Here is a 23,625-nt window from a genome sequence, read left to right on the forward strand (position 1 = left end):
GTTGATTTGAGTCATCAGGATGACTAATCTCGAACTTCACCAAATCTTATCATTAGATTTTCGATTCTTTTGTTAATAATCTTAAGCAATGATTAAGGCATCTATATACATTCGGAATTCCCGTTATGATTAAGTTTCTTTAAATAAAAAATCCAGCCTAAAACATCTGAGGCCGGATAGCTTGATTTAGCGTACTCTAGATTTAAGATTTATAATTTTTGATGAGAGAAAACTGGGCTAGCCTTCAAAAAGCCAGCTTTTAACCCGCTGCAAACTCTTCCAATCAGGTTTTTTGCTTAATCCATCTTCAAAATTCTGCTCAACTTCCTGACGCAATTCTGGAACTGCCATCACCAACTGACCGGCCACTTCTACATGCTGTCTGACGCCTTTTTGAGCGGTTTCCAGCATTGCCATTGCTAAATTAATCCGAGCCTGCGGATCTTGCGGGTTGAGCTTCACCGCTCTCTGTGCGGCTTTGTAAGCCTGGGATGGCTTGTTGTCCAACAGATAAAGCCAAGCCAAACAAGTCCAGGCAGAGCTACTCTTTGGCGTCCGGTCACAAACTTCTTTGAATAGGGGAATTAGGGATGCTGGATCCTCACCCGCCCGATAGCGTTCAAGCCCTTGATCAAATAATGCTTCAACTGTCGTTTCTGTCATGTGCCGTCTTTAATTCAATTGCCCAGTGGTCTAGCATAGCAAACTTGGCATCTGCTAAAGCCGATAACCTACCAAACCAAATTCGCTAAAACAGCGGGCAGACTGAACTGACCCGCCGTCAAAAAATTTCAAACTAATTGAACCAATTGCCCAGCCGCGCTTCTGCTCAGGCCGAGAAGGACTTACCGCAGCCGCAGGAAGAAGTACGATTTCCTGACTTCCGCATCGCGCAAGAGCTACCGCTCAATCAAGTCACCCCGATCGAGTTTACCCCTGAAAAACCGGGTAAATATGAATTCACCTGCGGCATGAATATGTTCCGAGGTGTGGTAGAAGTACAGTCTGCAAATGGAGATACAGCGCCCGCGATCGCTCCTATTCCTCAACCCATCTATATTGAGCCAAACGCTCATCCCACTGCCCATTCGACGGCTCCAGCCCCTAGTGTTGCAGCAACGATGACACCAGCACAGATTCAAGAGGCAACTGTGACCGTTGCTAAAGGGTATCAACCTAAGCGAGTGATTGTTGAAGCAGGACACCCGGTTCGCTTGCATTTCGATCGCCAGAATCCCAGCAGTTGCTATGACCAATTACTGATTCCAGAGTTTGCCATTGCAGTGAACCTCCCTCTTGATCAAACCACAACGGTGGAATTTACACCGGAACAGCCGGGTGAATATGAATTCATGTGTGGCATGAACATGAATCGGGGTGTGATTGAAGTGCGGGACTCTAATAGCTCCAGTAATGGAAAGGCTACTGCTCAAGCTTCAAATTATTAGCAGTGAGAGACGATCACCCTGCAACTCCCTCTTGACTCTCTAGTCAACTAGAGTGTTTAGGATAAAGGAAAGAACCTGAAAGGAGGATGTAATCAGTATGTTGTTGGTTCAAGATGCTCCCAAATTGATTGGTTCAGTGTCCAAAACAAGCGGTCTGCCAATCAAAACAATTCGGTATTACGAAGAGCTAGGCTTGCTGAAAACAACCGGGAGAACTGAAGGTGGATATCGGTTGTTCGATTCAGATGTATTTTCTCGATTGAGCTTCATCAAGCGTGCTCAAGGACTAGGATTAAGTCTGTCGGAGATTAAAGAATTTCTAGATGTTTACGATCAAGGTGATCTACCCTGTGATCACATCAAGGTAAAGCTGGAGGATAAATTGGAGGCGATCGAACAGCAAATCCAGCAACTGCAAATTCTCAAACAAGAGCTAAAGGGATTGTTATCAGGTTGGGAAACAATTCCTGAACATCCTGAAGAAACTATTTGTCCAATTATTCAACAAGCTTAGGCTGGTTTAGGCTGTAGGGAGAATGGAGAAAAGTAGAAGAGGTTTTCTTCTACTGGCAGATTCCTCATGTTGCTCAAGTGTGGTTGATTTATCGCTTCAGAAATTTCATTTATCTGCTTGACTCTCCAACCAACTAGAGACCCTAATGTGAATGTAGCTTAGAAAGCAGCAATGTATAGACGGTATCCAAATACGATTTCACTTGAGTCAAAAGCTAAGTGACTAGCACCGAAACTCAAGTGTTTGGAACTGAAATTACACTAGCGATCGCTCTGCTCAACTTATGGATTTAATCACTTTAAAGGTTTGTCGTCTGTTATCGGTGATGTTGATTGCTGATAGGGATTTTTCACAATCGCTAATTAAATTGTTTCAACAGTTTCTTGGAGGTAATGATGGCTAAGATTGGTTTATTCTACGGAACTCAAACAAGCAATACGCAGACTGCGGCTGAACTCATTCAAAAAGAGTTTGGTGGTGATAGCGTGGTAGCACTACAGGATATCTCACAAACAGAACCAAGCGACTTTGATGAGTATCAGTACATCATCATTGCTTGCCCAACTTGGAATGTGGGTGAGATGCAAAGCGACTGGGAAAGTTTCTACGATGATGAACTGGATAACATTGACTTCAGTGGTAAGAAGGTAGCTTACTTTGGTGAAGGCGATCAAATCGGCTATCCCGACACCTTTCAAGATGCAATGGGAATGCTGGAAGAAAAGATTTCCGAACTGGGTGGTGAAACAGTTGGCTACTGGTCTACGGAAGGATATGAATTCAGTGATTCTAAAGCGCTTCGTGACGGTAAGTTTGTCGGTCTTGCACTTGATGAAGATAACCAATCCGAACTCACTGAAGAACGCATCAAGACTTGGGTAGCTCAACTCAAAACTGAATTTGGGCTGTAGCTGACTGGTTAGAAATAATCAGAAAAATGGCTTGGCTCTCCAATTGACTGCATATCTTACGGTGATTAACCGTTGAGCCTAATCGACAGGAGGTAAATTGTGACTGTGTTGAATCGGGATACAAATACGACTGCTACAAATACAACTGCTATCGTTTATCGAATGTCTATGCCTGAGCATGAGTGTCCTTGGGGGCTGCGTGCCATCAAACTGCTTCAGGAGCAAGGGATAGAATTCGAGGATGTCAAACTCCGATCGCGTGAAGCAGTCGATCAGTTCAAAGCAAAGTACGGTGTTGCCACCACTCCTCAAATTTTCTTTGGTGACGAGCGGATTGGGGGTTACACAGATTTGGCGGAACGGTTAAAAGTAGAAGCAGAGAAAACCGAATATTCCTATACTCCAGTCGTTGCTGTCTTCTCGACGGCTGGGCTGATGGCACTTGCCACATCGCTGACGTTGATAAGCTAGCGTTGAATTGCGCCTGTGTGGGTGGTAACTCTAAAGCACCGCTGGGTGTCGTCAGTTTTGCTGAGAACGCAATCATGGCAGTGATGGGTGGAATGCTGACCTTTTCCTCATTGTCAGAGGCAAATATTCAGCCCCTGCAAAGTCTAGAAGCATTACCTCCAGCGGTGGTGCAGCTACAAGAAGGAAATCGTGAAGCTAGATGAGCAGGAGTACTGGTTCCCACGACTGCCGTCACCCGCTTAGGTGGAGAAGCCTTTGTCTATGTCGTTGAATCATCTGAATCAGGAAGCGTTGCCCGATAGCGACTGATTGAACTTGGCAACCTTGAGGGCAACAGCTATCAAGTGCTGGATGGACTCAAACCAGGGGAAAGAATTGTGGTTTCAGGAATACTCGCGTTGCAGGATGGTGCCACCATTGCCCCTGAATTCTGAACTCTAATTGTCATGCCTTCTCATCTTCTAGAATCGCTATGTTTACAGACTTCTTCATCAAGCGACCGGTCTTCGCCATTGTTTGTGCTTTGGTTGTTCTAGTGGTTGGATTAGTCAGCCTGCCCACCCTACCCGTCGAGCAATATCCGGACATCAGCCCAGTCCAAATCACGGTGACTGCAAACTATGTGGGGGCTAGTGCTCAAGTGGTGGAAGACACCGTGACGACTGTATTAGAGCGACAGATTAACGGTATCGAAGGCATGAGGTACATGAGTTCGACCAGCAGTAATGATGGCACCAGCACGATCGTCATTACATTTGAGCAAGGGCATGACATTGATGTTGCTGCTTCGGATGTGCAGAACCGAGTTCTACAAGCCCAATCCCAATTGCCAGAAGTAGTGCAGCAAACGGGCGTTTCGGTCTCGAAGCAATCCAGTGGAATTGTCTTAGCAATGGCACTCTACAGCGAGGACGATCGCTATGATGATATTTTTATCAGCAACTATGCCGATCTATATGTCCTAGATCCACTTCGACGCATTAAGGGTGTTGGTAACATTCTTGCCTTTGGCGAACGTCGCTATGCGATGCGGATTTGGCTATGGCAGCCTGTATCGGCACTTCAAATAGCTGGCGGGGTATCAGCTCTTTCATCTTTGCCGTGAGCAGGCGTCCCTTTGCCTGTGCAGTATCAGAATGCAGTATCAGCGAAAGCGCATCCACTGGTTCACCGGAAACCAGGATATCCAGCTTTACCAACTTTGATTCCTTATAGCCCGAAAGGTGGTAATCAAGTGAGGCATAACCGCGCGAAACGGATTTCAGGCGGTCATAGAAATCCAGCACTATCTCATTCAGCGGCAGCTCATAGACAAGCATTACGCGGTCTTTCGTAACGTATTCAAATTTCTTCTGCACACCGCGCTTCTCATCCAGCAGTGGAAGTATGCCGCCGAGATAGGAATCGTTGGTCAAAATGGTCGCCTCGATGAATGGTTCCTCGATCTTTGCGATGCGGCCGGTATCGGGCATTTGCGACGGGCTGTCGATCTCGTGCACCTCGCCATCGGTCGTTGTAACGCGATAGCGGACGCCCGGTGCGGTGGTTATCAGGTCAAGGTTGAATTCCCGCTCAAGCCGCTCCTGGATTATCTCCATATGAAGCAGCCCAAGAAATCCGCAGCGGAAGCCAAAACCGAGCGCGGTTGAGGATTCCGGCTCGTAAAAGAAAGAAGCATCGTTTAGCCGCAGTTTGTCCATCGCGTCGCGAAGGTCTTCGTATTGTGCGGAATCAGTTGGATAAAGCCCGGCAAATACCATCGGCTTTACTTCCTGAAATCCCGGAAACGGCTCTTTAGTCGGATTCGCGGCTTCAGTTATCGTATCGCCGATCTGCACGTCGGCAACTGTCTTTATGGACGCAGTAAGGAATCCGACCTCACCCGGCCCCAGTTCGCCGATTGGCGTCGCTTTAGGGCGATTTACCCCAACGGTCTCGATCAAATACTCACGGCCGGTATTGAAAAACTTGATCTTGGTGCCCTTCTTGATCGTGCCGTCAATGACCCGGAAAAGAACGATAACGCCGCGATAACTGTCATACCAGCTATCGAATATCAGGGCTTTAAGCCGTGCGGTGCGGTCGCCTTTTGGCGGTGGTATCTTTGCGATTATCGCTTCAAGCACTTCATCAACGCCGGCTCCGGTCTTCGCTGATGTCAGCACGGCCTCGCTCGCGTCGAGCCCAACAATGTTCTCTATCTGTTCCTTGATGCGTTCAGGCTCTGCTGAGGGCAGGTCTATCTTATTGAGTACCGGCACAAGCTCAAGGTCATTCTCGATTGCGAGGTAAGTGTTGGCAAGGGTCTGTGCCTCAACGCCCTGGGAGGCGTCAACAACAAGCAGTGCGCCTTCGCATGCGGAAAGCGAACGCGAGACCTCATAGGAAAAATCTACGTGTCCCGGCGTATCGATCAGATTCAGTACATAATCTTTTCCATCCTTAGCCTTATAGTCCAAACGGACCGCATGCGCCTTTATAGTGATGCCGCGTTCGCGCTCGAGATCCATATCGTCCAAGAGCTGGTCTTCCATCTCGCGTTCCGCAACCGCACCCGTCAATTGCAGAATACGGTCGGCAAGCGTAGATTTGCCGTGGTCGATATGGGCTATGATCGAAAAGTTCCTGATCTGGTTCGGATCCATACAAAAGTGCCTAAAGGGCAATCTTCTAAAATAACAAACCCTTTGCCTTTTCGCATATTTCGGGGCACATTTTGCCGTATGCGGGGCCGAGGTTTTCCGTCAATTTGAGGATGATTCGCTTTTCCTGCGATCGGCGATAGAATTATATTGCTCTAAATGTATGAAGGTTGGTATAGTTATTGCACCCTTATCAAATTGCTTGAAATTATGTATCATTTGAATACAGGAGAAGTTTATGAGAGACAATTACGATAGAGAAGACGCACACGTATCGACGAAATTGACCTATTTGCTCATCGGCGGCGGCATCGGCGCAATCATCGCCCTGCTTTTCGCACCGAAATCCGGCGTTGAGCTTCGCGGTGATATCGCCGATGCAACACGCAAGGGGATCGAGAAAGGAAAAGAGACCGCGGCACACCTGCAAGAGGTTGCGGAGGAATACTATGAGGTCTCGCGTGAGAAGGCCGCCGAGTATTACCATCAGGCCCAGGAAAAGGCCGGTGAACTCGGTGAAAAAGCACGCGCTGCCGCCGCAAGGACCGCGAATCCGTTCACTGCCGCGGTTGAAGCGGGCAAGGAGGCCTACGTTGCTGAAAAGCGAAAGACGGAAGCCAAGGCCATTAGCGAAGGCCGCCCGAGCTATCCGGTAAAAGACGAAAAGAACTAAACGATACGATACATGAATGCATCTGACCCACAATTCTGGATGATGATCGCCTCGATCATTATCGCAGTATGTTTTGTAGCCATGGCAATAGCGATCATCGCTATAGCGGTGATCGTTCGCCGTGTTGTCGGAACGGTCCGAAGGATCGAGGAGCGCGTAGAACCTCTGCTTACCAAGGTTGATGCTATCAGTGTGCAGGGGAAAGAGATGTCGGTCCACTTCACAGAAGTTTCGGCCAATCTTTCTACCGCGACCAAACACCTTGCCGAATCAACCGAATTAATAAAAGATGAGGTTGCGGAATTGCGCTCGATCGTCAATTCAACCGCTCTGGTCGCCCGCGACAAGGTAGAATTGGTAAGCAACACCATCGACCGGACGCATATGCAGGTAACTGACACTACCGAATTCGTCCAGCGCAAGATAGTCGAACCGGCGCGCGAGATCGCGGCAATAATGGCAGGCGTGAAGAAAGGGCTTGAGGTGCTTTTTGCTCCAGCCCCAAAACAGATAGATCGCGTTTATGTAGAAGAAGACCTGTTCATCGGATAATGAATGGGTAACGATCTCGTTCTTAGCCTCGGTTCGCCGAGGCTTTTTGTTTTCGCGACACGACCCTGAGCGGTCGGTGCCCTACTGAGCGAAATTGCCCGTATCCAGCTGGTTTGTTATTCTGATTAGTTACTAACACTATAATAGATCGCTATTAAAAGGATATATTTCTAATGCCGACTTCTGAAAAAAAGAGCAGTTCGAAAGCTGAGAAACGCGATGTAAACGGAAAAGCCGCCGCCATGGCTCCTGCCGAGGAAAAGTATCACGGACTTTCACCTGAAACACTTGTCGAGATGTATCGCACGATGTATATGTCGCGAAAGATTGACGACAAAGAGATACAGCTGAAGGGCCAGAACAAGATCTTTTTCCAGATCTCCGGTGCAGGCCACGAGGCATTGCTCGTCGGAGCGGCAAAGGCGATGAAGCCCGGCTACGACTGGTTTTTCCCATATTACCGCGACCGCGCATTGATGCTCGGGCTGGGCATGACGGCGCAGGAAATGCTGTATTCATCGGTCGGTGCTGAGATAGATCCGAATTCGCACGGCCGCCAGATGCCTTCGCACTGGGGACACAAAGACCTGAACGTCCCTTCGCAGTCTTCATGCACGGGAACGCAGGCCCTTCATTCCGTAGGTGCGGCTGAGGCGAGTTATCGAGCGTCGCTGGTGCCGGAGCTGCAAGACAAGGTAACGCCGATCTCGGACTGTAGCGGAGCAAATTTAAAATAACCGGCCTTATCTTGCTTGATCACGAAATTCACCGAGGCATTGCAAAAATTACACACACCATCAAATAGCACGATCGCTCCCATAGAAAAATTCTACCGCAATTTTCGGATAGATTTCAGATCCTAGTGCGGATAAACTCCAAGAAATGCAAATGGAGTTATATTGGCAAGCGGTAAAGAGAAATGATGCACGCTTTGACGGCATTTTTTATCTAGGCGTAAAAACCACTGGGATCTACTGCAAGCCTTCGTGTCGAGCACGAACTCCGAAGCGTGAGAACGTCGAGTTTTTCCCGACACCGGAATCTGCAGAACAGGTTGGTCTCAGGGCTTGTTTACGATGTAGGCCTCGAGACATAAACATCGTTGATCCCCATATTGTGAAGCTAATCAGGGCCAGCGAGCTGCTAGATGGTTGGGAGGCTCCCAACCTGAAACTGCTTGCGGCCGAACTTGATGTAAGTCCGTTTCACCTTCAAAAGAGCTTCAAGGAGATATTTGGTGTTAGCCCGAAGAAATATTACGAGTTAAAAAGAATGGAACGATTCAAAAGAGAACTAAAAAGCGGCAGTGATGTCACGACTGCGATGTACGAAGCAGGATTTGGGTCGAGTAGCAGGCTCTATGGAAAAGCCGCCGAAAACCTTGGAATGACCCCGGCCGAGTACAAAAAAGGCGGAAAGGGAGTAAAGATAAACTACACGATCCCCGACTGCGAGCTTGGCCGCATACTCGTCGCCCGTACGATCAAGGGCCTTTGCAATGTGGCGTTCGCTGATGATGACGAGGAGCTCATAAACAACTTGAACCAAGAATTCCCGAATGCGGAGATCGTAAAAGATGCAAAGGTCCTCAAAGCTTTTGTCGATGAGATTTTGAAGCATCTTTCGGGCAAAGAGAATCGGCTCGATCTCCCGCTCGACATTCAGGCGACCGCTTTCCAAATGCGTGTTTGGGACATTTTGCGAAAGATCCCTTACGGTGAAACGGTCACCTATTCACAGCTTGCTGAAGAGCTTGGCGATAAGAAAAAGGTCCGGGCCGTAGCTCAAGCGTGCGCAAGAAATCGCATCGCAGTAGTAATTCCTTGCCATCGCGTGGTTGGGAAGGACGGTTCATTAAGTGGTTATCGCTGGGGTGTTGAACGGAAGCGTAAGCTGTTAGAGGCCGAAAAAAACCTTTAGAAATGGGATATACAAATCGTACGTATAAAGTGGTAGCGATACCTGAGAGTATATCTATCGGGGTTCGTCAAACGTTAATTTCACCACAATACAAAAGCCTTGCTGCAATTGTGAGCGTGGCCAACGGATATGGCCCATGCCGGAGCTGTCTCAGGGGGTTTGACCAAGGAAATGATCGCCGGATATATCTCACATACAATCCATTCGACGGCTTGTCATCTATACCCGATCCCGGGCCGATATTCATACATGAAGATAATTGTGAACGGTTCATCGGAGACGGATTCCCACCAGATATACTTGAACTTCCAATACTTTTAGAGGCGTTTTCGAACGAGAGCCGCTTGGTATCACGAGAAGTTATGGATCCTCTGTCGGTTGACGCTCAATTAGCGGACCTTTTCGATGATAACGAAGTCGTGTTCATAAATCTTCGAAACGCTGATGCCGGGTGCTTTATTGCACGGGTAGAGCGATCGTAGTCGATATCGAGCTGGACCTAGTTTTATTCGTAAGATTTTGTAAAGGCTTCAGAATGCTTAGCGAGCTAGCTTTGCGTTCTGAAACTTTTCCTTTATCCTCTCCGTAGATTCACAAAGAAGTTCCATTTTTCTAATTTTTACAATCTGATTATGCGAATGAAGCTCGTTCTGTACGCTTTTGCGGCCATCGGCCTTCTTTTCCCTCTCATCGTCTCCGCGCAATCAACAGCGATCACGAATGCCCGGATCGTTACCGTTTCTGGTGCAGTAATCGAGCGCGGGACGATCGTTATCCGTGAAGGATTGATCGAGGCGGTCGGCCCAAGTGTTCGTGTACCGGCAGACGCGGTGACGATAGACGGTAACGGTTTGACGGTCTATCCGGGATTTATCGATTCGCTTACAAATCTCGGCCTTGCAGCTAGACCTGCGGCACAGCAAGGAGGTGGTGGCCCAGGGGCCGCTGCTGCCGCTGCAGCACAGGCAAGCCCTTCCAATTCAAATTATCCTGCAGGCTTTCGTCCTGAGTATTCGGTTGCGGAAGAATTGCGAGCTGGTGAGGGACAATTTGATTCGGTAAGGAATGCCGGATTTACTTCCGCATTGACCACCGGCCGCGAACGGATCTTCAACGGCCGATCGGCATTCATTAATCTTGCGGGTGAAAGCGTCTCGGAGATGACAGTCAAGGATCCCGTCGCTTTACACATTACGTTCAGCACCATTCCCGGACAGTATCCGGGCTCTTTACTTGGCACCTTCTCCGCATTGCGACAGATATTCAATGACGCACGACGCCATGACGAGATGCTAAAGATGTACGCCGCAAATCCCCGCGGGATGCGTCGTCCAGCGGCAGACCGTTCGCTTGAGGCCGTCATCCCCGTCATCAATCGTCAGATGCCGGTCATATTCTCAGCGAATTCGACGAATGAGATACAAAGGGCCCTCGACTTAGCGAAAGAATATAATTTGAAGGCGATCATTGCCGGAGGACAGGAAGCGGATAAATTCATCGACCGTCTGAAGGCTCAGGACGTGCCGGTGCTTCTTTCCCTGAACTTCCCGAGACGCACCGCCGCTGCATCGCCCGAAGCCGATCCGGAGAATTTAGAAACCCTCCGTTTTAGAGCGAATGTCCCGAAGGTGGCAGGCAAACTGGGTGCTGGCGGTGTTAAGTTTGCGTTCCAAAGCGGAGGGCTTGCGAACCAGAATGACTTCCTTGCCAATGCGATCAAGTCAACGGAGAACGGACTGTCTCGCGATGCGGCACTTCGAGCTATGACGCTTGGAGCGGCCGAGATCTTTGGAGTATCGGACAGGCTTGGCTCAATAGATGCCGGTAAGATCGCAAATCTCACCGTTGTTCGCGGCGACCTTTTCGGTAATGATAAACGCGTTACACATGTATTTGTTGACGGAAAAATGTTTGAGGTAAAAGCTCCTGAAGCCGGACGGGGCCCGGGTGCAGGAAGGGGGCCGGGCGGCCAAGGAGGACCAGGTACGGCAGGGCCTGCTGCTGGAACAACTTCAAATTTTGGCGGAACCTATTCGATCACGATACAAGCCCCGGGGCAGCCATTGACGGGCACGCTGAACATAACCCAATCCGGCAACTCCATCACCGGCACTATGGTGACAGACCTTGGCACCACACAGATCCGTGACGGACGAACAACAGCCAATGGATTCAGCTTTGCTGGTTCAGTTAACTTTGGCGGCCAATCGATCGATTTCACTGTGCAGCTGACCGTTTCCGGCAATCAGGTAAGTGGCACGATCGATTCGCCGCAAGGAACACTTCCGATCACCGGGACCAAGCGGTTTGGGCCGAATCCAGACGCAGCTTCGTTGAATGATGACTCCGTTGCGCTCTTCGGTGCAGTATAGTTTGCCCTTGTAATCCTCATAGATTTGGCGTTGGGGATAGTTAGGCATTCCTGTCACAACCCGTACATCATGACCTCTAGCTACTAACCCTTCAGCTAGCTCGGTCATCAGCGGTGCAATACCAATGGGTTCAGGATGATAATTGTAGGAATAAATCAAAATGCGCATAGGTCAAGAAGTCTTGAGAAGAGAACGAAGCAACTAAAAACAGCCGGTCGGATCAGGGATATTTCCTTTGCTCCCTCTAATGTTTTGCATTCAATTTCCACCAGATAAAATGCACCTTTATTGATAGGAAAAGATGAAAGGGCAGTAGAAATGCATGACAAAATTGACTGATTGCCAGCCGATTAGAGCAGAATCAAAAGGTGCAGGTTTTCGTTTTTTGAAATCTCTTAGACAGCCTGTTTGCTTTTGCTCAGCTAATATCCAGCGATTTCATTACTTCAGGCGTAATAATTCTCGGCAAACAACGCCCACCGTAGGAACACGGCATTTATTTCTAAGAAAATAGTGGGGAAATTGAGGTAAATTTTTTCTAAATTAAGCAAGAAGTTTGATTTTTATTATTAGGTGAAATGACGGAAATTTGAATTTTAACTAATCATTCGAACTTGATTAAAACTAGCATTGTCAAATCAAAAATTTAAAATCGAAGCCCGAGTTTTTACCGACTAAATGTTGCTACCGTAAGAAGTTTCACGGAGCCTAATTTAGCTTGAATTTAAACTGGCTTAATCTATCTCGATAAAACCACGGTAAAACCAGCCTATAGTCCTCCTCAATCGTCGCTAGATTTGCTGAGGAGGCAAGGCTCAAGGATAGGAGCTAATTTTGCCGAAAGGCTGTGTCTAAGCGTGCTTAAACGCCCAGCACCATCACTGCTAATTCCTACAATGTCTAAGTAGGTGAGCATAATTAAACATAAAACCCAAAACCCTGCGCTGCCCGCGCAGGGTTTTGAATCTGGTTTTTAATTATGCCGAGGTACTTACCTCTGTGATTTGGGATTCTAAGTAATTCGGAATTTTAAGCCTTAGGGTAAACTGCTGATCTACCGCGTGAGGGATTGTTTAAACAGCATCACTCGCTACATTGAAAGTATTGCACTTTACTAATGTAGTTTACCGTTTATAACACGAGGTAATTATGAGCGCAGAAGATAAAGCAAAAGCAACTGCCAAGAACGTTGAAGGTAAAGTTCAGGAAGCTGCTGGAAACGTGACTGGTGATCCAGAAACCAAAGCTGAAGGTAAGGCCAAGCAAGCCGAAGCCGAAGTGCGTCATTCAGTCGAGAACGTAAAAGATAAAGTCAAGAAAGCAATTGACTAGGTTAATTGCAATTCCGATTGTCATTCTTAGGAGTCAACGGAATGACGAGCGCGCGAAGTACATAAGTGAAAACTGAATTTCCTAGTCTAGGTAGCTTCTGCCTAGACTTTCTGGTGTTTGAGTAAGTAGGTGAGCATAATTAAACATAAAACCCAAAACCCTGCGCCGCCCGCGCAGCGGGCGGCGCAGGGTTTTGAATCTGGTTTTTAATTATGCCGAGGTCCTTATCCGACCACCCGTCATAAATATTAGTAAATCCAGATGTCATTCTAAGTCCAGAAGTAGAGACCAAAGGATAGAGAAGCTGTATTTTTCTTAACATAGATCTCTAACTCCTGATAGACGAAGCAAATCAGGTTTAAGGAGATGATGAGCGTATAACATTGCAGAATTTGGGATGTATAAACTATGAGCACACACGAAGATGTTTCTGTAGATACTTATGACGCTCACATTGTTCCGGCAGAAACCGCAGCTCGGAAAGAACGTGAAGGTGAAGCGTTTAAGCATACTCCTCACCAAGCTGAAGACGAAAGTTTAGACACATCTGCTGGCTACACAGTTGACAAAGAAGGGTTGGTGAACAACTTTGCAATTGAACCGGAAATGTATGTCAATGAACCGGGTGATCTGCGCCAGGAAGAGGAAGAACTCAAAGCAGAACGTGCTCAAGAAATATCCGAAGTGAACGATACTGATAAGCAGGGCGAATTGACCGAAGACCGCGACAGTCGTGGTAAAGGCACAGGCATTATCTAATCTCAACTCTTCTCAATCTTTTAGGTTGATTTCGCTTGACTGATTGGGTTTATAGCTTGGATTACACAGTAGCTGCGGGGTAAAGTTAGACTTTACCCCTTTTTAGGGTCAAGAAACCCCAATATTGGCAATTCACTGGCGCGCCCTCGACGCACAATCTAGGGAATTGCCAGTAATGAAACTGCTAAAAAACTGTTGCAACCTAAAACAGGTGGATAGATATACCCACCTGCTCGACAAACAAGATTGCTATTAGATTGTTGCTATCGTTGGATTAAGTTCTCGTTCAAACCAAGCACATAAGTTTCGCCATCTAGGCTTAATACGTTTGAGTTAGCGCTCTAGAGTTGACGATTTAGTTGCTGTTCATGCTTCATGATTGCCCAAACAGCATGGATGCTGCCTGGGAGCCATCCCAACAACGTCAGCAGCAGATTGATGATGAACGTGGGACCCAACCCAAATGTGAGAAAAACTCCTAGGGGAGGAACAAGAATGGCAAGTAGGATGCGTAGTAGATTCATAGCACTTCCCATGTTGTAGGTGACATTGTTTCATTCTCTAAAACTTCTGCTGAAATGACCTCCCCCAAAGGAATTAATACGGTTTGCTTGCTATTTTGTTCACTGTTTCAGGATGCATTTAGCTCTCAGCACTCGAAATCCGTCTCTTTGAACTGAGCAGGCGGCTGGAATTTGCGACAAAGCTGGAACTACCCCCGCTGCAAGCTGGGCTTTGATTGGCTGGGTCTCGACAGGAAATTGGGCAAATAGTTGAGTCAGATAGGATTTGGGATTGTTAAAGTCAGGCTGGAAGGATTTTTGATCCAATAACCAAAAATCTACGTCATAGCGATTGATAAACGCTTTTACCTGGTTTAGATCGGGGCTGTATTGGGCTTGAACAGTATCGAGCAACCTCTGGCTAAGCTGCTGAAAGTACTGGGGATGATAGGGCAGTAGATAGCCTTCGCCACCCGCCAGTAGCGACCGCTGGGAAAAGGTAGGAATTTGATTTGCTTCTTCGCTCAGCGAGGCAATTACAACATCTTTCGGTTGATTGGCAAAGAATCGATAAAGGCTAGGCGCATCGCCTGTCACGTAGCCCGTCACTGGAAAGGGAGCATGGTCGATCTTCAAACTGTAGGGATAGAACCCCAGGGTGGCAGCGAGTAGGGCCGTCAGGCCAGTGGCTAGCATTGGCTTTCTAGACAGACACCATTGAAACAGCCTATCCCACAAGATTACTAGCGTTATGCCTGCGGCTAAAGCAAGTAAAATCCGAAAGCTATGTTCAGTATAACGATTCGGTAAATGCAATCGAAACGCTAGAACATGGGCAATCAGGAATAGTCCAATTATTGTCTCAGTTGCAGCCCTGGAAATAGGCTTGCCTGCGGTGGCACAGGACGAAATTGAGCCGGTTGATCCGCATGTAGGGTTGGGTGATGCAGAGGGGCAATTTGGTGACCTAAATTCGAGGTTCTCCCCTGCGCCTGTGCGCTCTTCTGAACCAGTTCAACTGAGTGAGATTGACCAACCCGCTACGACCATTGAGGACTGGGTTGCCCAAATCGAAGCCTCGCTGGTCCAGATTACCAATGTTCGGGTAGAAACGACGGAAGCGGGATTGCAGGTGATTTTGGAAACGGCAGGCGGTTCCCTTGAAGTACCGGAAACTCGATCGGTCGGCAATGCGCTGATTGCAGATATTCCCAATGCCACGATTGCTGAGGAGTTTTCTCAGGCAGAGCCGATCGAAGGGATTGCACTGGTGAGTGTGACGAGTTTACCGGGCGATCGTGTGCGGGTAGCGATTACGGGAACCGATGCACCACCAGTGGCAGAAATCACGTCAGACACTCAAGAATTAACGTTTGCGGTGACGCTGGGAAATGCGAATACGGTAACGGAAGAAGACGCGATTCAGGTGGTGGTAACGGGTGAGCAAGATGATGATTACTATGTGCCGAATACCAGTGTGGGAACAAGAACGGATACTCCTCTGCGAGATATTCCCCAATCAATTCTGGTGATACCGCAGCAGGTGCTCGAAGATCGTCAAGTCAGGAGCATTACAGAAGGATTGGAAAACGCTGCTGGTGTCACCTCGATTGCCAATCCTGCTGGAAGTCGAGATTATTTCACAATCCGAGGTTTTGAGAATTACGGTAACTTTCTTGTCAATGGCATTCCTGATCCGCAGATTCCTAATGATTCCAGTTTTATCAACGTGGAACGGTTAGAACTGTTGAGGGGACCTGCTTCCGTTTTGTATGGTGAAACTGGATTTAGCGGGATCGGTGGTACTATCAATGTTGTCACTCGGCAACCATTGGATTACCCGTTTTATGAAGTGAGCGCAACTGCTGGCAGTTACAGCGATTATCAGGGAGCAATTGATTTCTCTGGGCCGTTGAATGATTCTGAAACAGTTCTCTACCGTTTGATCGCTGCCTATCGCAACTTTGACAGTTTTCTAGATTTTGATGAAGGAAGTGCCATTGCCATTGCTCCTAGCTTGGCGCTCAGACTAGGACCAAACACCGACTTCATCCTAGAAGGAGATGTCAACATCTTGGAGCGCAATGGACAGTTACCTCAAGGACAACCTGCTGTAGGCACGGTACTACCAAATCCAAATGGGGAAATCGACCGCAGTTTCAACTCAGCAGGACCTCAGCCAAATAACCTAACCATTATGGGCAGAGTTGGATATCGCCTAGAGCATCGTTTCAATGACAACTGGAGCCTGCGTAACGCCTTCCGTTATCTGTTCGCTGACGATAATGAAAACGATGGAGAACCTATCATCTTTAATAGTAGCTTTGCTGACGATAACCGCACTATCAATCGCAGGTTTCTGATTGGCAGTCAATACTACAACACCTATTATCTCAATACTGACCTACTGGGTACATTTAGCACGGGTGCCATTCAGCATCGGCTTCTATTGGGCTTCAGTCTGGATCGAGATACGTCCAATCTCGATAATGAAATTGGTGACGCTGCTCCGGTAGATGCCTTTAACCCAGTTTTCGATCAAACCGTTGATCCAACTGGGAATCTTACCACCGATCGCTTTACGACTAGAGATACGCTTGGTGTTTATGTACAAGACCAGATTACCATTTTGGAGAATCTCAAACTGTTGTTAGGGGGGCGGGTTGATCTGTTTGAGGAAACTACAGACAATCGACTTACGAATGAAGAAACCAATCAATCCGATACGGCATTTAGTCCACGAGTCGGAATTGTCTATCAACCGATTCCTCCGATTTCCCTCTATGCTGGTTTTGCCCAATCGTTTGCACCGACGATTGGCTTTGCTGAGAATGGAGATGCATTCCAGCCAGAACGAGGAACCCAGTATGAGGTGGGCATCAAGGCAGATATCAACGAGCAACTTTCAGCAAACCTTGCTTTTTACGATTTAACTCGCTCGAATGTTACGACGCCTAATCCGGAGAATCCAACGTTTTCAGTTCAAACTGGGAAACAAAGAAGCCAAGGTATTGAATTGGACATCAGCGGTGAGATTCTACCAGGATGGAACATTATCGGGGGCTATGCCTACACCAATGCTAGAGTCACAGAAGACAATGCAATTCCGGAGGGAAACCGGTTGTTTTCTGCTCCAGAACACTCGTTTAATTTATGGACAACCTACAGAATCCAAGACGGCGATTTGCAAGGTCTAGGGTTTGGTTTGGGCTTGTACTATGTGGGTGAGAGATGGGCGGATAATGCCAATACGGCAGAGTTACCCAGTTTCTTCCGTACCGATGCCGCAATTTTTTATGAGCGCGATCGATTTCGTGCCGCCCTCAATTTTCGCAATTTGTTCGATGTGGAATACTACACGAGTAATTTTGGCTCTAGCGACTTTGTGAATCGGGGTCTCCCTTTCACTCTCCAAGGAACAATTTCCTGGCAATTTTAAGGTATTAGCTCATCATGAGAATTTCTTTGCGCCGCCTTACTAGCTTCCTTTTTTTAGGACTTCTCACCTTAATGGTGATCGGAGCCTGTAATGCTGGCTCAACCCCTGAAGTTGACAAAGTAGCTTCTACCGAAAACTGCCGGATGATTCAACATGTAGCCGGAGAAACCTGTGTTCCGAACAATCCTCAGCGCATCGTGATGCTTAGAGAAGACGCTTTTATCAATGGGTTGGAATTAGGGGTTCAGTCTATAGCGACCGTTTCAGCTCCAGGGTTTCCGTTCCCAAAATATCTACAAGGTAAAGTGGATAGAGTGGAATCAGTTGGAGGATACGGTTCTCCAAATTTGGAGAAAATGTTGAGCCTTCGCCCAGATTTAATTGTGGCTGACTCTTATTACTCACAAGACCTCTACAGTCAGCTATCTCAGATTGCGCCGACCGTTGTATTAAACGTGCCTTTTCCTCCACCTCCTTGGAAGGAACAATTAGAGGAACTGGCTCAGGTATTAGGTAAAGAAGAAGCTGGCAAACAATTAATTAATGAATATTGGCAACGGGTTGAAAAACTGAAGCAGGCACTGGGTGATCGTCGTCAAACATTAGAGGTATCCATTGCTAATACTTCCTCAGAGTATGGTATTTGGTCTTACGGCGAGAAGCATCCCTCCGGATCAGTTCTGAAAGACATTGGTTTACAACGTCCCGAATCCCAACGAGGAGATTTCTTTTACATCGAAAACATATCTGTAGAGAAATTGCCTGATATCGATGGAGATGTCCTTTTCTTTGTGTCTGGGGAAAGGGAGGATGACAAAAAGGCATTGGAGACGCTAAAACAAAGCCCTTTATGGGCGCAACTCGGCGTTGTTCAGCGGGGGCAAGTTTACCTTGTGGGAAGGCATTGGCATAGCTCGGATATTCTGGCAACTACGATCGGTGGTGGAACGATAATCGTCAGCCCGGTTCGTTAATTTCCTTGATCCCCAGCTTCTCTTAGGTTGCATCAACTACGGGTCATGTTGCTAAAATATGACCCGTATATTTTTGTTCTGATTGTGAAATTATTTACAAGCAGTTTGCTTGATATTCTTATATAAGTGAGCATTAGTAGATTTTTATGCATATTGCAGTTATCGGCACTGGCTACGTTGGACTCGTAAGCGGTGCCTGTTTTGCAGAGTTTGGCGTGGATGTCACCTGTGTGGACGTCGATTCCTTGAAGATTGAGAAACTTAACAATGGCGAGATTCCGATCTATGAACCAGGATTGGACCAACTTGTAGATAAGAACGTTCGTGATGGCAGGCTGCATTTCACCACCGACATTGCCTCAGCCGTGAAACAGGCAAAGGTTGTGTTCCTTGCGGTCGGCACTCCACCAAAGGAAGATGGCTCGCCAGATATGAGCTATTATCAGCAGGCAGCTCTCGATGTGGCACGAGCGATGAATGGCTACAAGGTCCTTGTTACCAAATCGACCGTTCCGATCGGAACTGGCAACTGGTTGCGCAAATTTGTAAGCGAGAACCTTGCTGTAGAAACCGACTTCGGGGTTGCATCAAATCCGGAGTTCCTTCGAGAAGGAGCCGCGATCGACGACTTTATGCGGCCCGACCGCGTCGTCATCGGCAGCAATGAACCGCAGGCGATCGAGATAATGAAGGAGCTTTACAGGCCCCTTTATTTGATAGAAACACCTATCGTGATCACATCGCTCGAAGCCGCGGAGCTTATCAAATATGCCGCGAATGCGTTTCTTGCAACAAAGATAACCTTCATTAACGAAATAGCAAATCTTTGTGATGCGATCGGATGTGATGTTCACGATGTTGCCAGAGGAATGGGGATGGACAACCGCATTGGCAGAAAATTCCTTCACCCCGGACCGGGCTATGGCGGCTCCTGCTTCCCCAAGGACACGCGAGCACTGACAACAGTGGCCGACCAGTTTGGTGTTGAGACTCTTATAGTCGATGCCGTTATTGAGGCAAACGATCGCCAGCGTGATGCAATGATCCCTAAAATCGAAAAGCTTGTCGGTGGTCTTTCTGGAAAACAGATCGGTATGCTCGGGCTTTCTTTCAAGCCCGAAACTGATGATATGCGCGAATCCCCAGCAATTGACATTGCACACAAGCTGATCGAAAAAGGAGCCTCGGTCAAAGCATTCGATCCGGTCGCAATGGATGAAGCGAAGCATTTTATCAATGGCATCGATTATGCCTCTGACGAATACGAGGCAATAGACGGTGCGGATGCTATTGTCATCGTTACAGAGTGGAATCAATTTAGGGCTCTCGACATGGAGAGAGTTAAAGGTTTACTTAGATCACCGAAGATAGCTGACCTTCGAAACATCTATGAACCTGAGGATATGCGAGCCTTAGGTTTTGAGTATGTCGGGGTTGGCCGATAGTCGCCAACTTTTCCCAAGCTAGGACTTTGGGGATTGTCAACTAACAAAATGAGAGCACTTGTAACCGGCGGCGCCGGATTTATCGGTTCGAATCTTGTAGATGAATTGATCCGTAAAGGCGCCGCCGTCAGAGTTATCGATAACTTTGTAACTGGTTTTCGAGAAAACCTCGACGAGATATCGGGAGATCTGGATGTCATCGAGGCGGACCTGAATGACACAAATGCTTTGAAGCTCGCATTAGACGGCGTGGATGTGATATTTCATCAAGCCGCACTGCCAAGCGTACCAAGGTCGGTTAACGATCCTTCAGAGACACACGCTGCCTGTGTAAACGCAACATTCTCACTGCTCTGCGCTGCAAAGGATGCTGGCATCCGGCGCGTGGTTTACGCTGCTTCTAGCTCCGCCTATGGTGATCAACAAGTACTGCCGAAAGTAGAAACAATGGCCCCAGATCCGCTCTCGCCTTACGCCGCGGCAAAACTTGCAGGCGAGTATTATTGTCGTGTCTTCAGTAAGGTTTATGGTATGGAGTGTACCTCGCTGCGTTACTTTAATGTCTTTGGGCCAAGACAGAATCCTTCATCGCAGTACTCAGGAGTGATCTCACGTTTTATCGACGCATTGATGAAAGGACATCGACCGACCATTTTTGGTGATGGTGAACAAACACGCGACTTCACTTTTGTTGCGAACGTTGTTGCGGCTAACATTTCCGCTGCGACAAGTTCCGGCTGTGCGGGGGAAACTATTAACGTTGCAAATGGCGAGCGTGTTTCGCTAAACGAGCTGTTGGATGTGTTGAAAAAGATCACAGGGCGTGAATCTGTAAGCGCCGAATTTCGAGAGGCTCGTAAGGGTGACGTCCGGCATTCTCAGGCAGACAATCGAAAAGCCCGTGAGCTGATCGGTTACGAAAAGCTGGTCGGGCTTGAAGAAGGACTTCGGGAAACTATCGAGTGGTGGAAGACCAGTCGCTTTGCCAAATAGATCCGCGATATTCAATTAACCGCAGCAAAAACGTCGTCATCCAACTTTGAATTGACTCTTATATCTCTAGCCCTGAAATTCGCATAGACCGTAAACTGAGCAAGGTCAAATCGTTGAACATAGCGTTCCGGCACGAAAACTCCTTCAACTTCTTTTAATCTATCGATCTCGACCGTGGTGGTTACTGATCGGCCATCAATAGTATAAGTGGCTTCATACGATCTGACACGATTTGTCTTCGGATCGATAATGAAATCAGTAAAATAACCTTCTGGTGATGTCATCCGAAAGCCCGTCCGTTTCCGCTTATCTTCGGGCAAGGATGTAACAATAAATCCGACCTTTCCTAGGTTCGGCAAAAGAGTTAGTCCAAGCCGGTTGACCGGAGGAAGAGAGAATCCTCCAGGAGCAGTAGATGTAGTGCGTTCGCCATCAAATACCTGTTTGAGAGGCTGAAATGGGTTGTTTAGTTCAAACCTATATCGTTCTCCCGATAAAACCGTAACAAAGGTTGCAGGGATGGCCTGAGGAAGATTTGAAGCCGTAATATCTACAGATCCACTTACAAAAAGCGAGCTCATATCCCTGAACTTGTCGCCACCATGAGCCTCTATGACCTTACGGGCAAGTTCTTGTTCAGCGGCAAATCGGGTCGCAGGATCATTTCCCTGTCCGAGTGCGCAGAGACAAAAAGCAAAGATCGAAAATATAAGAGTTGAGTAACGTCCCATTTTCATAGCACCAATATAGTATCAAGAAAGGGCGAACATTCCATAGAACATTCGCCCGATCCTACCACGACAAAACGGGGCTTACCAGCTAAACCTAGCCGAGAGTTCAACGCGTCGGTTAGTTGAACCGCCGCCACCACCAAAGCCGCCGCCGCCGAAACCTCCGAACGATCCGCCTATAGATGTGAACTGTCCAAATCGGCTGGAAGCAAGATTACCCACAGGAGGATTGTAGTTAACGTTGTTAAAAAGATTGTTAACGCTAACGCCAATATTAAGGTTGTACAGATTCCAGCGTAGCCGACTACTAACCATCGGTGTGACTACCGTATTGTTGCGCTCCAGATTCCGATCGGTGCCAATGTTAGTGCTGACATTAATCTCTTGCCGAATGGCATAAATCCGCATGCCGACGATCGCATCAAACACAAGTGGTCCCAGTTCAAACTCGGTGGCAGCGTTGGTTGAGTTTGCTGCTACACGATAGCCATTGAACGAGTGACTCAATTTTTGCCCTAGTCTCTGTGCCAGTTTTGGTCTGCACTAATTCTCTAGTTGGCAGAAGTTATCTGAACATAACGTTACATCTTCCAGCGCAAGTGTCGAAATTCAGTGGGAGATAGGCCTGTCCAGCGTTTGAACGCTCGCGTGAAGTTAGCGGCATCGGTATAACCCAGTTCAGATGCGATGTTTACTAATTTGATGTCTGGATCGAGCAATAAACGCAGAGATTGCTCAAAGCGAACCTGATCGAGTAAGCGAGAATAGGTTAAATCTAAGTCATGAAGCTGACGTTGAAAGGTGCGCACACTCATCCCAGCCAGCTCTGCCGCTACCTGAATATCGGTTTGCTGTTCTCGTAACAAAGGTGCGATCACTTGTCGAATCGAACCCGAAAAGCTGGTTGCAGGAGCCGATGAGTGCAACAGTTCATAGTCTTTGTATCGTTGAATATCCTGGTGATTGCCTTTGTTTTGAAGCGGCAAACTCAGGAGCGATCGTGGAAAAACAATCGCCGTGGCAGGCTGCTCAAAGTGGATTTTTGCGTTTGCTAAGGGTTCAAAGCTTTTTAATCCAGGGGCATGTTGAGTTTTAAAGTGAACTTCTGTGGGCCGCCATTGTTGTCCTGCCGCCATCCGAATTAAATTAATGCTCAGCATGACAGAGAAATGATCCGCATGTTGAAGTCCTGCATCCAGTCCATGTACAAAATTGCGGCAGAGCCACACTCGCTCTCCCTGCTCCTCTAGCCAATACCATTCGCCGGAGGTGTAGGTAGGAATCATGTGGATGCCTTTATTGATAGCATCGTGCAGGGTCAGCGATTGGCAAAGTAGCCGTCCGTAGGCTCCCAGATCTGCAATTTGGGTTCGTTGACCCACCAGTAGCCCAAAATACTCACACCCTGCTTCGTAAGCTGCTTTGGCATAGAACTCAATCACCTGCTTGAACGGAAGTAATGATTCAGTCTTGTGCAGTGCCGATGGAGGCAATTTTGCGTTGACCAGCAGGTGTTGCGTTGGGGAACCAATTTCCTCTAGGAATGTGACAAAGCCTTTCAGGACATTAGCTCGAATCAGTGGAATGTGCGGTGTGCCTGTTTTTGTGCTGACGTTCATAGGAGCGCGATGGATGGGACACAGGGCAGAACAACCGGGAAAACACACTCTCACAGAGTTTTCTAGAATGCGGGACCTTGTATTGGTCCGCGGCATTCAAAACTCTGAAGACACTTTAGAAGAGCTTCAGAACCAAGATACTAAATGTTTTATAACAAGATACTAAATGTTTTATAAATGGAGATATCTCTTAGTGTCTTGTCAATATACGCCATCTTACTATAGTGAAAAAAGTATATTGTATCCCCAGTCTTTAGGAATAAATAACTTAAGCTTAAAGAACGAGGAGCATGCAAAACTTCACACTGTGTGCAAGCGTGTAAATTA

Annotated in this window: 25 protein-coding genes and 2 pseudogenes; 18 read left to right on the plus strand and 9 right to left on the minus strand. The window is 47.5% G+C overall.

Annotated features, from left to right (window positions below; genetic code table 11):
• Positions 1-237: 237 nt before the first annotated feature.
• Complete coding sequence (locus JVX88_RS14455) at positions 238-663, minus strand: tetratricopeptide repeat protein (protein ID WP_211628003.1); 426 nt, start codon at positions 661-663, stop codon at positions 238-240.
• A gap of 137 nt (positions 664-800) precedes the next feature.
• Here JVX88_RS14455 and JVX88_RS14460 point away from each other — a divergent pair, with 137 nt between their 5' ends.
• The 6 genes and pseudogenes from JVX88_RS14460 to JVX88_RS14480 all read left to right on the plus strand — a co-directional run.
• A complete protein-coding gene (locus tag JVX88_RS14460; protein ID WP_211628005.1) occupies positions 801-1,448 on the plus strand; it encodes a cupredoxin domain-containing protein in 648 nt (215 codons plus the stop codon).
• A gap of 97 nt (positions 1,449-1,545) precedes the next feature.
• Complete coding sequence (locus JVX88_RS14465; protein WP_263975533.1) at positions 1,546-1,962, plus strand: heavy metal-responsive transcriptional regulator; 417 nt, start codon at positions 1,546-1,548, stop codon at positions 1,960-1,962.
• A gap of 395 nt (positions 1,963-2,357) precedes the next feature.
• Positions 2,358-2,873, plus strand: coding sequence for a flavodoxin FldA (gene fldA, locus JVX88_RS14470; protein ID WP_211628712.1), 516 nt, complete (start codon positions 2,358-2,360; stop codon positions 2,871-2,873).
• A gap of 99 nt (positions 2,874-2,972) precedes the next feature.
• Positions 2,973-3,344, plus strand: coding sequence for a glutaredoxin family protein (locus JVX88_RS43055; protein ID WP_263975534.1), 372 nt, complete (start codon positions 2,973-2,975; stop codon positions 3,342-3,344).
• A 2-nt stretch (positions 3,345-3,346) separates the two neighbouring features.
• Positions 3,347-3,547 (plus strand): hypothetical protein, encoded by a 201-nt coding sequence (locus tag JVX88_RS43060; protein ID WP_263975535.1) that lies wholly within the window; start codon positions 3,347-3,349, stop codon positions 3,545-3,547.
• A 269-nt stretch (positions 3,548-3,816) separates the two neighbouring features.
• Positions 3,817-4,326: pseudogene (locus tag JVX88_RS14480) on the plus strand (efflux RND transporter permease subunit); the annotation flags it as partial.
• Here the strand turns inward: JVX88_RS14480 and lepA are convergent.
• Positions 4,325-5,989, minus strand: a complete 1,665-nt coding sequence (gene lepA / locus JVX88_RS14485) for a translation elongation factor 4 (protein ID WP_211628006.1) — start codon at positions 5,987-5,989, stop codon at positions 4,325-4,327. The pseudogene JVX88_RS14480 and the gene lepA overlap by 2 nt on opposite strands.
• 235 nt (positions 5,990-6,224) lie before the next feature.
• Between lepA and JVX88_RS14490 the strand changes: the two genes are divergently transcribed.
• From JVX88_RS14490 to JVX88_RS14500, 3 genes are all read left to right on the plus strand, one after another.
• Positions 6,225-6,659 carry a YtxH domain-containing protein gene (locus JVX88_RS14490; protein ID WP_211628008.1) on the plus strand — a complete coding sequence of 145 codons (435 nt, stop codon included), beginning with the start codon at positions 6,225-6,227 and terminating at the stop codon, positions 6,657-6,659.
• Between the two features lie 12 nt (positions 6,660-6,671).
• On the plus strand, positions 6,672-7,211 hold the full coding sequence (locus JVX88_RS14495) for a hypothetical protein (protein ID WP_211628010.1): 540 nt from the start codon (positions 6,672-6,674) through the stop codon (positions 7,209-7,211).
• A gap of 173 nt (positions 7,212-7,384) precedes the next feature.
• A complete protein-coding gene (locus tag JVX88_RS14500; protein ID WP_211628012.1) occupies positions 7,385-7,948 on the plus strand; it encodes a thiamine pyrophosphate-dependent enzyme in 564 nt (187 codons plus the stop codon).
• Positions 7,949-7,959: 11 nt separating this feature from the next.
• On the opposite strand, the pseudogene JVX88_RS44110 reads toward JVX88_RS14500, so the two are convergent.
• Positions 7,960-8,031: pseudogene (locus JVX88_RS44110) on the minus strand (thiol-disulfide oxidoreductase); the annotation flags it as partial.
• A gap of 62 nt (positions 8,032-8,093) precedes the next feature.
• Here JVX88_RS44110 and ada point away from each other — a divergent pair.
• The 4 genes from ada to JVX88_RS14525 all read left to right on the plus strand — a co-directional run bounded on the left by ada (position 8,094) and on the right by JVX88_RS14525 (position 12,835).
• Entirely contained in the window at positions 8,094-9,131 is a 1,038-nt protein-coding gene (gene ada / locus JVX88_RS14510) for a bifunctional DNA-binding transcriptional regulator/O6-methylguanine-DNA methyltransferase Ada (RefSeq protein ID WP_211628016.1), read from the plus strand.
• A gap of 2 nt (positions 9,132-9,133) precedes the next feature.
• Positions 9,134-9,613, plus strand: coding sequence for a DUF1203 domain-containing protein (locus JVX88_RS14515; RefSeq protein WP_225931415.1), 480 nt, complete (start codon positions 9,134-9,136; stop codon positions 9,611-9,613).
• Between the two features lie 156 nt (positions 9,614-9,769).
• Entirely contained in the window at positions 9,770-11,503 is a 1,734-nt protein-coding gene (locus JVX88_RS43065; RefSeq protein WP_211628020.1) for an amidohydrolase family protein, read from the plus strand.
• 1,149 nt (positions 11,504-12,652) lie between these two features.
• A complete protein-coding gene (locus tag JVX88_RS14525) occupies positions 12,653-12,835 on the plus strand; it encodes a CsbD family protein (RefSeq protein WP_211628022.1) in 183 nt (60 codons plus the stop codon).
• 139 nt (positions 12,836-12,974) lie between these two features.
• Here JVX88_RS14525 and JVX88_RS14530 read toward each other — a convergent pair whose 3' ends face one another.
• On the minus strand, positions 12,975-13,157 hold the full coding sequence (locus JVX88_RS14530; RefSeq protein ID WP_211628024.1) for a hypothetical protein: 183 nt from the start codon (positions 13,155-13,157) through the stop codon (positions 12,975-12,977).
• 86 nt (positions 13,158-13,243) lie between these two features.
• Between JVX88_RS14530 and JVX88_RS14535 the strand changes: the two genes are divergently transcribed.
• Positions 13,244-13,594, plus strand: coding sequence for a hypothetical protein (locus JVX88_RS14535; protein ID WP_211628026.1), 351 nt, complete (start codon positions 13,244-13,246; stop codon positions 13,592-13,594).
• 341 nt (positions 13,595-13,935) lie between these two features.
• Here JVX88_RS14535 and JVX88_RS14540 read toward each other — a convergent pair whose 3' ends face one another.
• Together JVX88_RS14540 and JVX88_RS14545 are read right to left on the minus strand one after the other, a co-directional pair.
• A complete protein-coding gene (locus JVX88_RS14540; RefSeq protein WP_317134636.1) occupies positions 13,936-14,130 on the minus strand; it encodes a YqaE/Pmp3 family membrane protein in 195 nt (64 codons plus the stop codon).
• Between the two features lie 87 nt (positions 14,131-14,217).
• Positions 14,218-14,793, minus strand: coding sequence for a hypothetical protein (locus JVX88_RS14545; protein ID WP_211628028.1), 576 nt, complete (start codon positions 14,791-14,793; stop codon positions 14,218-14,220).
• A 199-nt stretch (positions 14,794-14,992) separates the two neighbouring features.
• On the opposite strand from JVX88_RS14545, the gene JVX88_RS14550 reads away from it, so the two are divergent.
• From JVX88_RS14550 to JVX88_RS14565, 4 genes are all read left to right on the plus strand, one after another.
• Positions 14,993-17,536, plus strand: coding sequence for a TonB-dependent siderophore receptor (locus JVX88_RS14550; RefSeq protein WP_211628030.1), 2,544 nt, complete (start codon positions 14,993-14,995; stop codon positions 17,534-17,536).
• Between the two features lie 14 nt (positions 17,537-17,550).
• Positions 17,551-18,510, plus strand: a complete 960-nt coding sequence (locus JVX88_RS14555) for an iron-siderophore ABC transporter substrate-binding protein (protein ID WP_211628031.1) — start codon at positions 17,551-17,553, stop codon at positions 18,508-18,510.
• A gap of 146 nt (positions 18,511-18,656) precedes the next feature.
• Entirely contained in the window at positions 18,657-19,955 is a 1,299-nt protein-coding gene (locus JVX88_RS14560; protein ID WP_211628033.1) for a UDP-glucose dehydrogenase family protein, read from the plus strand.
• 48 nt (positions 19,956-20,003) lie between these two features.
• The gene (locus JVX88_RS14565; protein ID WP_211628035.1) at positions 20,004-20,948 is read left to right on the plus strand and encodes an SDR family oxidoreductase; all 945 of its coding nucleotides are present in this window, start codon (positions 20,004-20,006) and stop codon (positions 20,946-20,948) included.
• Between the two features lie 11 nt (positions 20,949-20,959).
• On the opposite strand, the gene JVX88_RS14570 is transcribed toward JVX88_RS14565, so the two are convergent.
• From JVX88_RS14570 to JVX88_RS14580, 3 genes are all read right to left on the minus strand, one after another.
• On the minus strand, positions 20,960-21,679 hold the full coding sequence (locus tag JVX88_RS14570) for a hypothetical protein (RefSeq protein WP_211628037.1): 720 nt from the start codon (positions 21,677-21,679) through the stop codon (positions 20,960-20,962).
• Between the two features lie 81 nt (positions 21,680-21,760).
• The gene (locus tag JVX88_RS14575) at positions 21,761-22,186 is read right to left on the minus strand and encodes a hypothetical protein (RefSeq protein WP_211628039.1); all 426 of its coding nucleotides are present in this window, start codon (positions 22,184-22,186) and stop codon (positions 21,761-21,763) included.
• A gap of 74 nt (positions 22,187-22,260) precedes the next feature.
• Positions 22,261-23,298 (minus strand): AraC family transcriptional regulator, encoded by a 1,038-nt coding sequence (locus JVX88_RS14580; protein ID WP_211628041.1) that lies wholly within the window; start codon positions 23,296-23,298, stop codon positions 22,261-22,263.
• Positions 23,299-23,625: the final 327 nt, after the last annotated feature.

Source organism: Leptolyngbya sp. 7M (assembly GCF_018128485.1).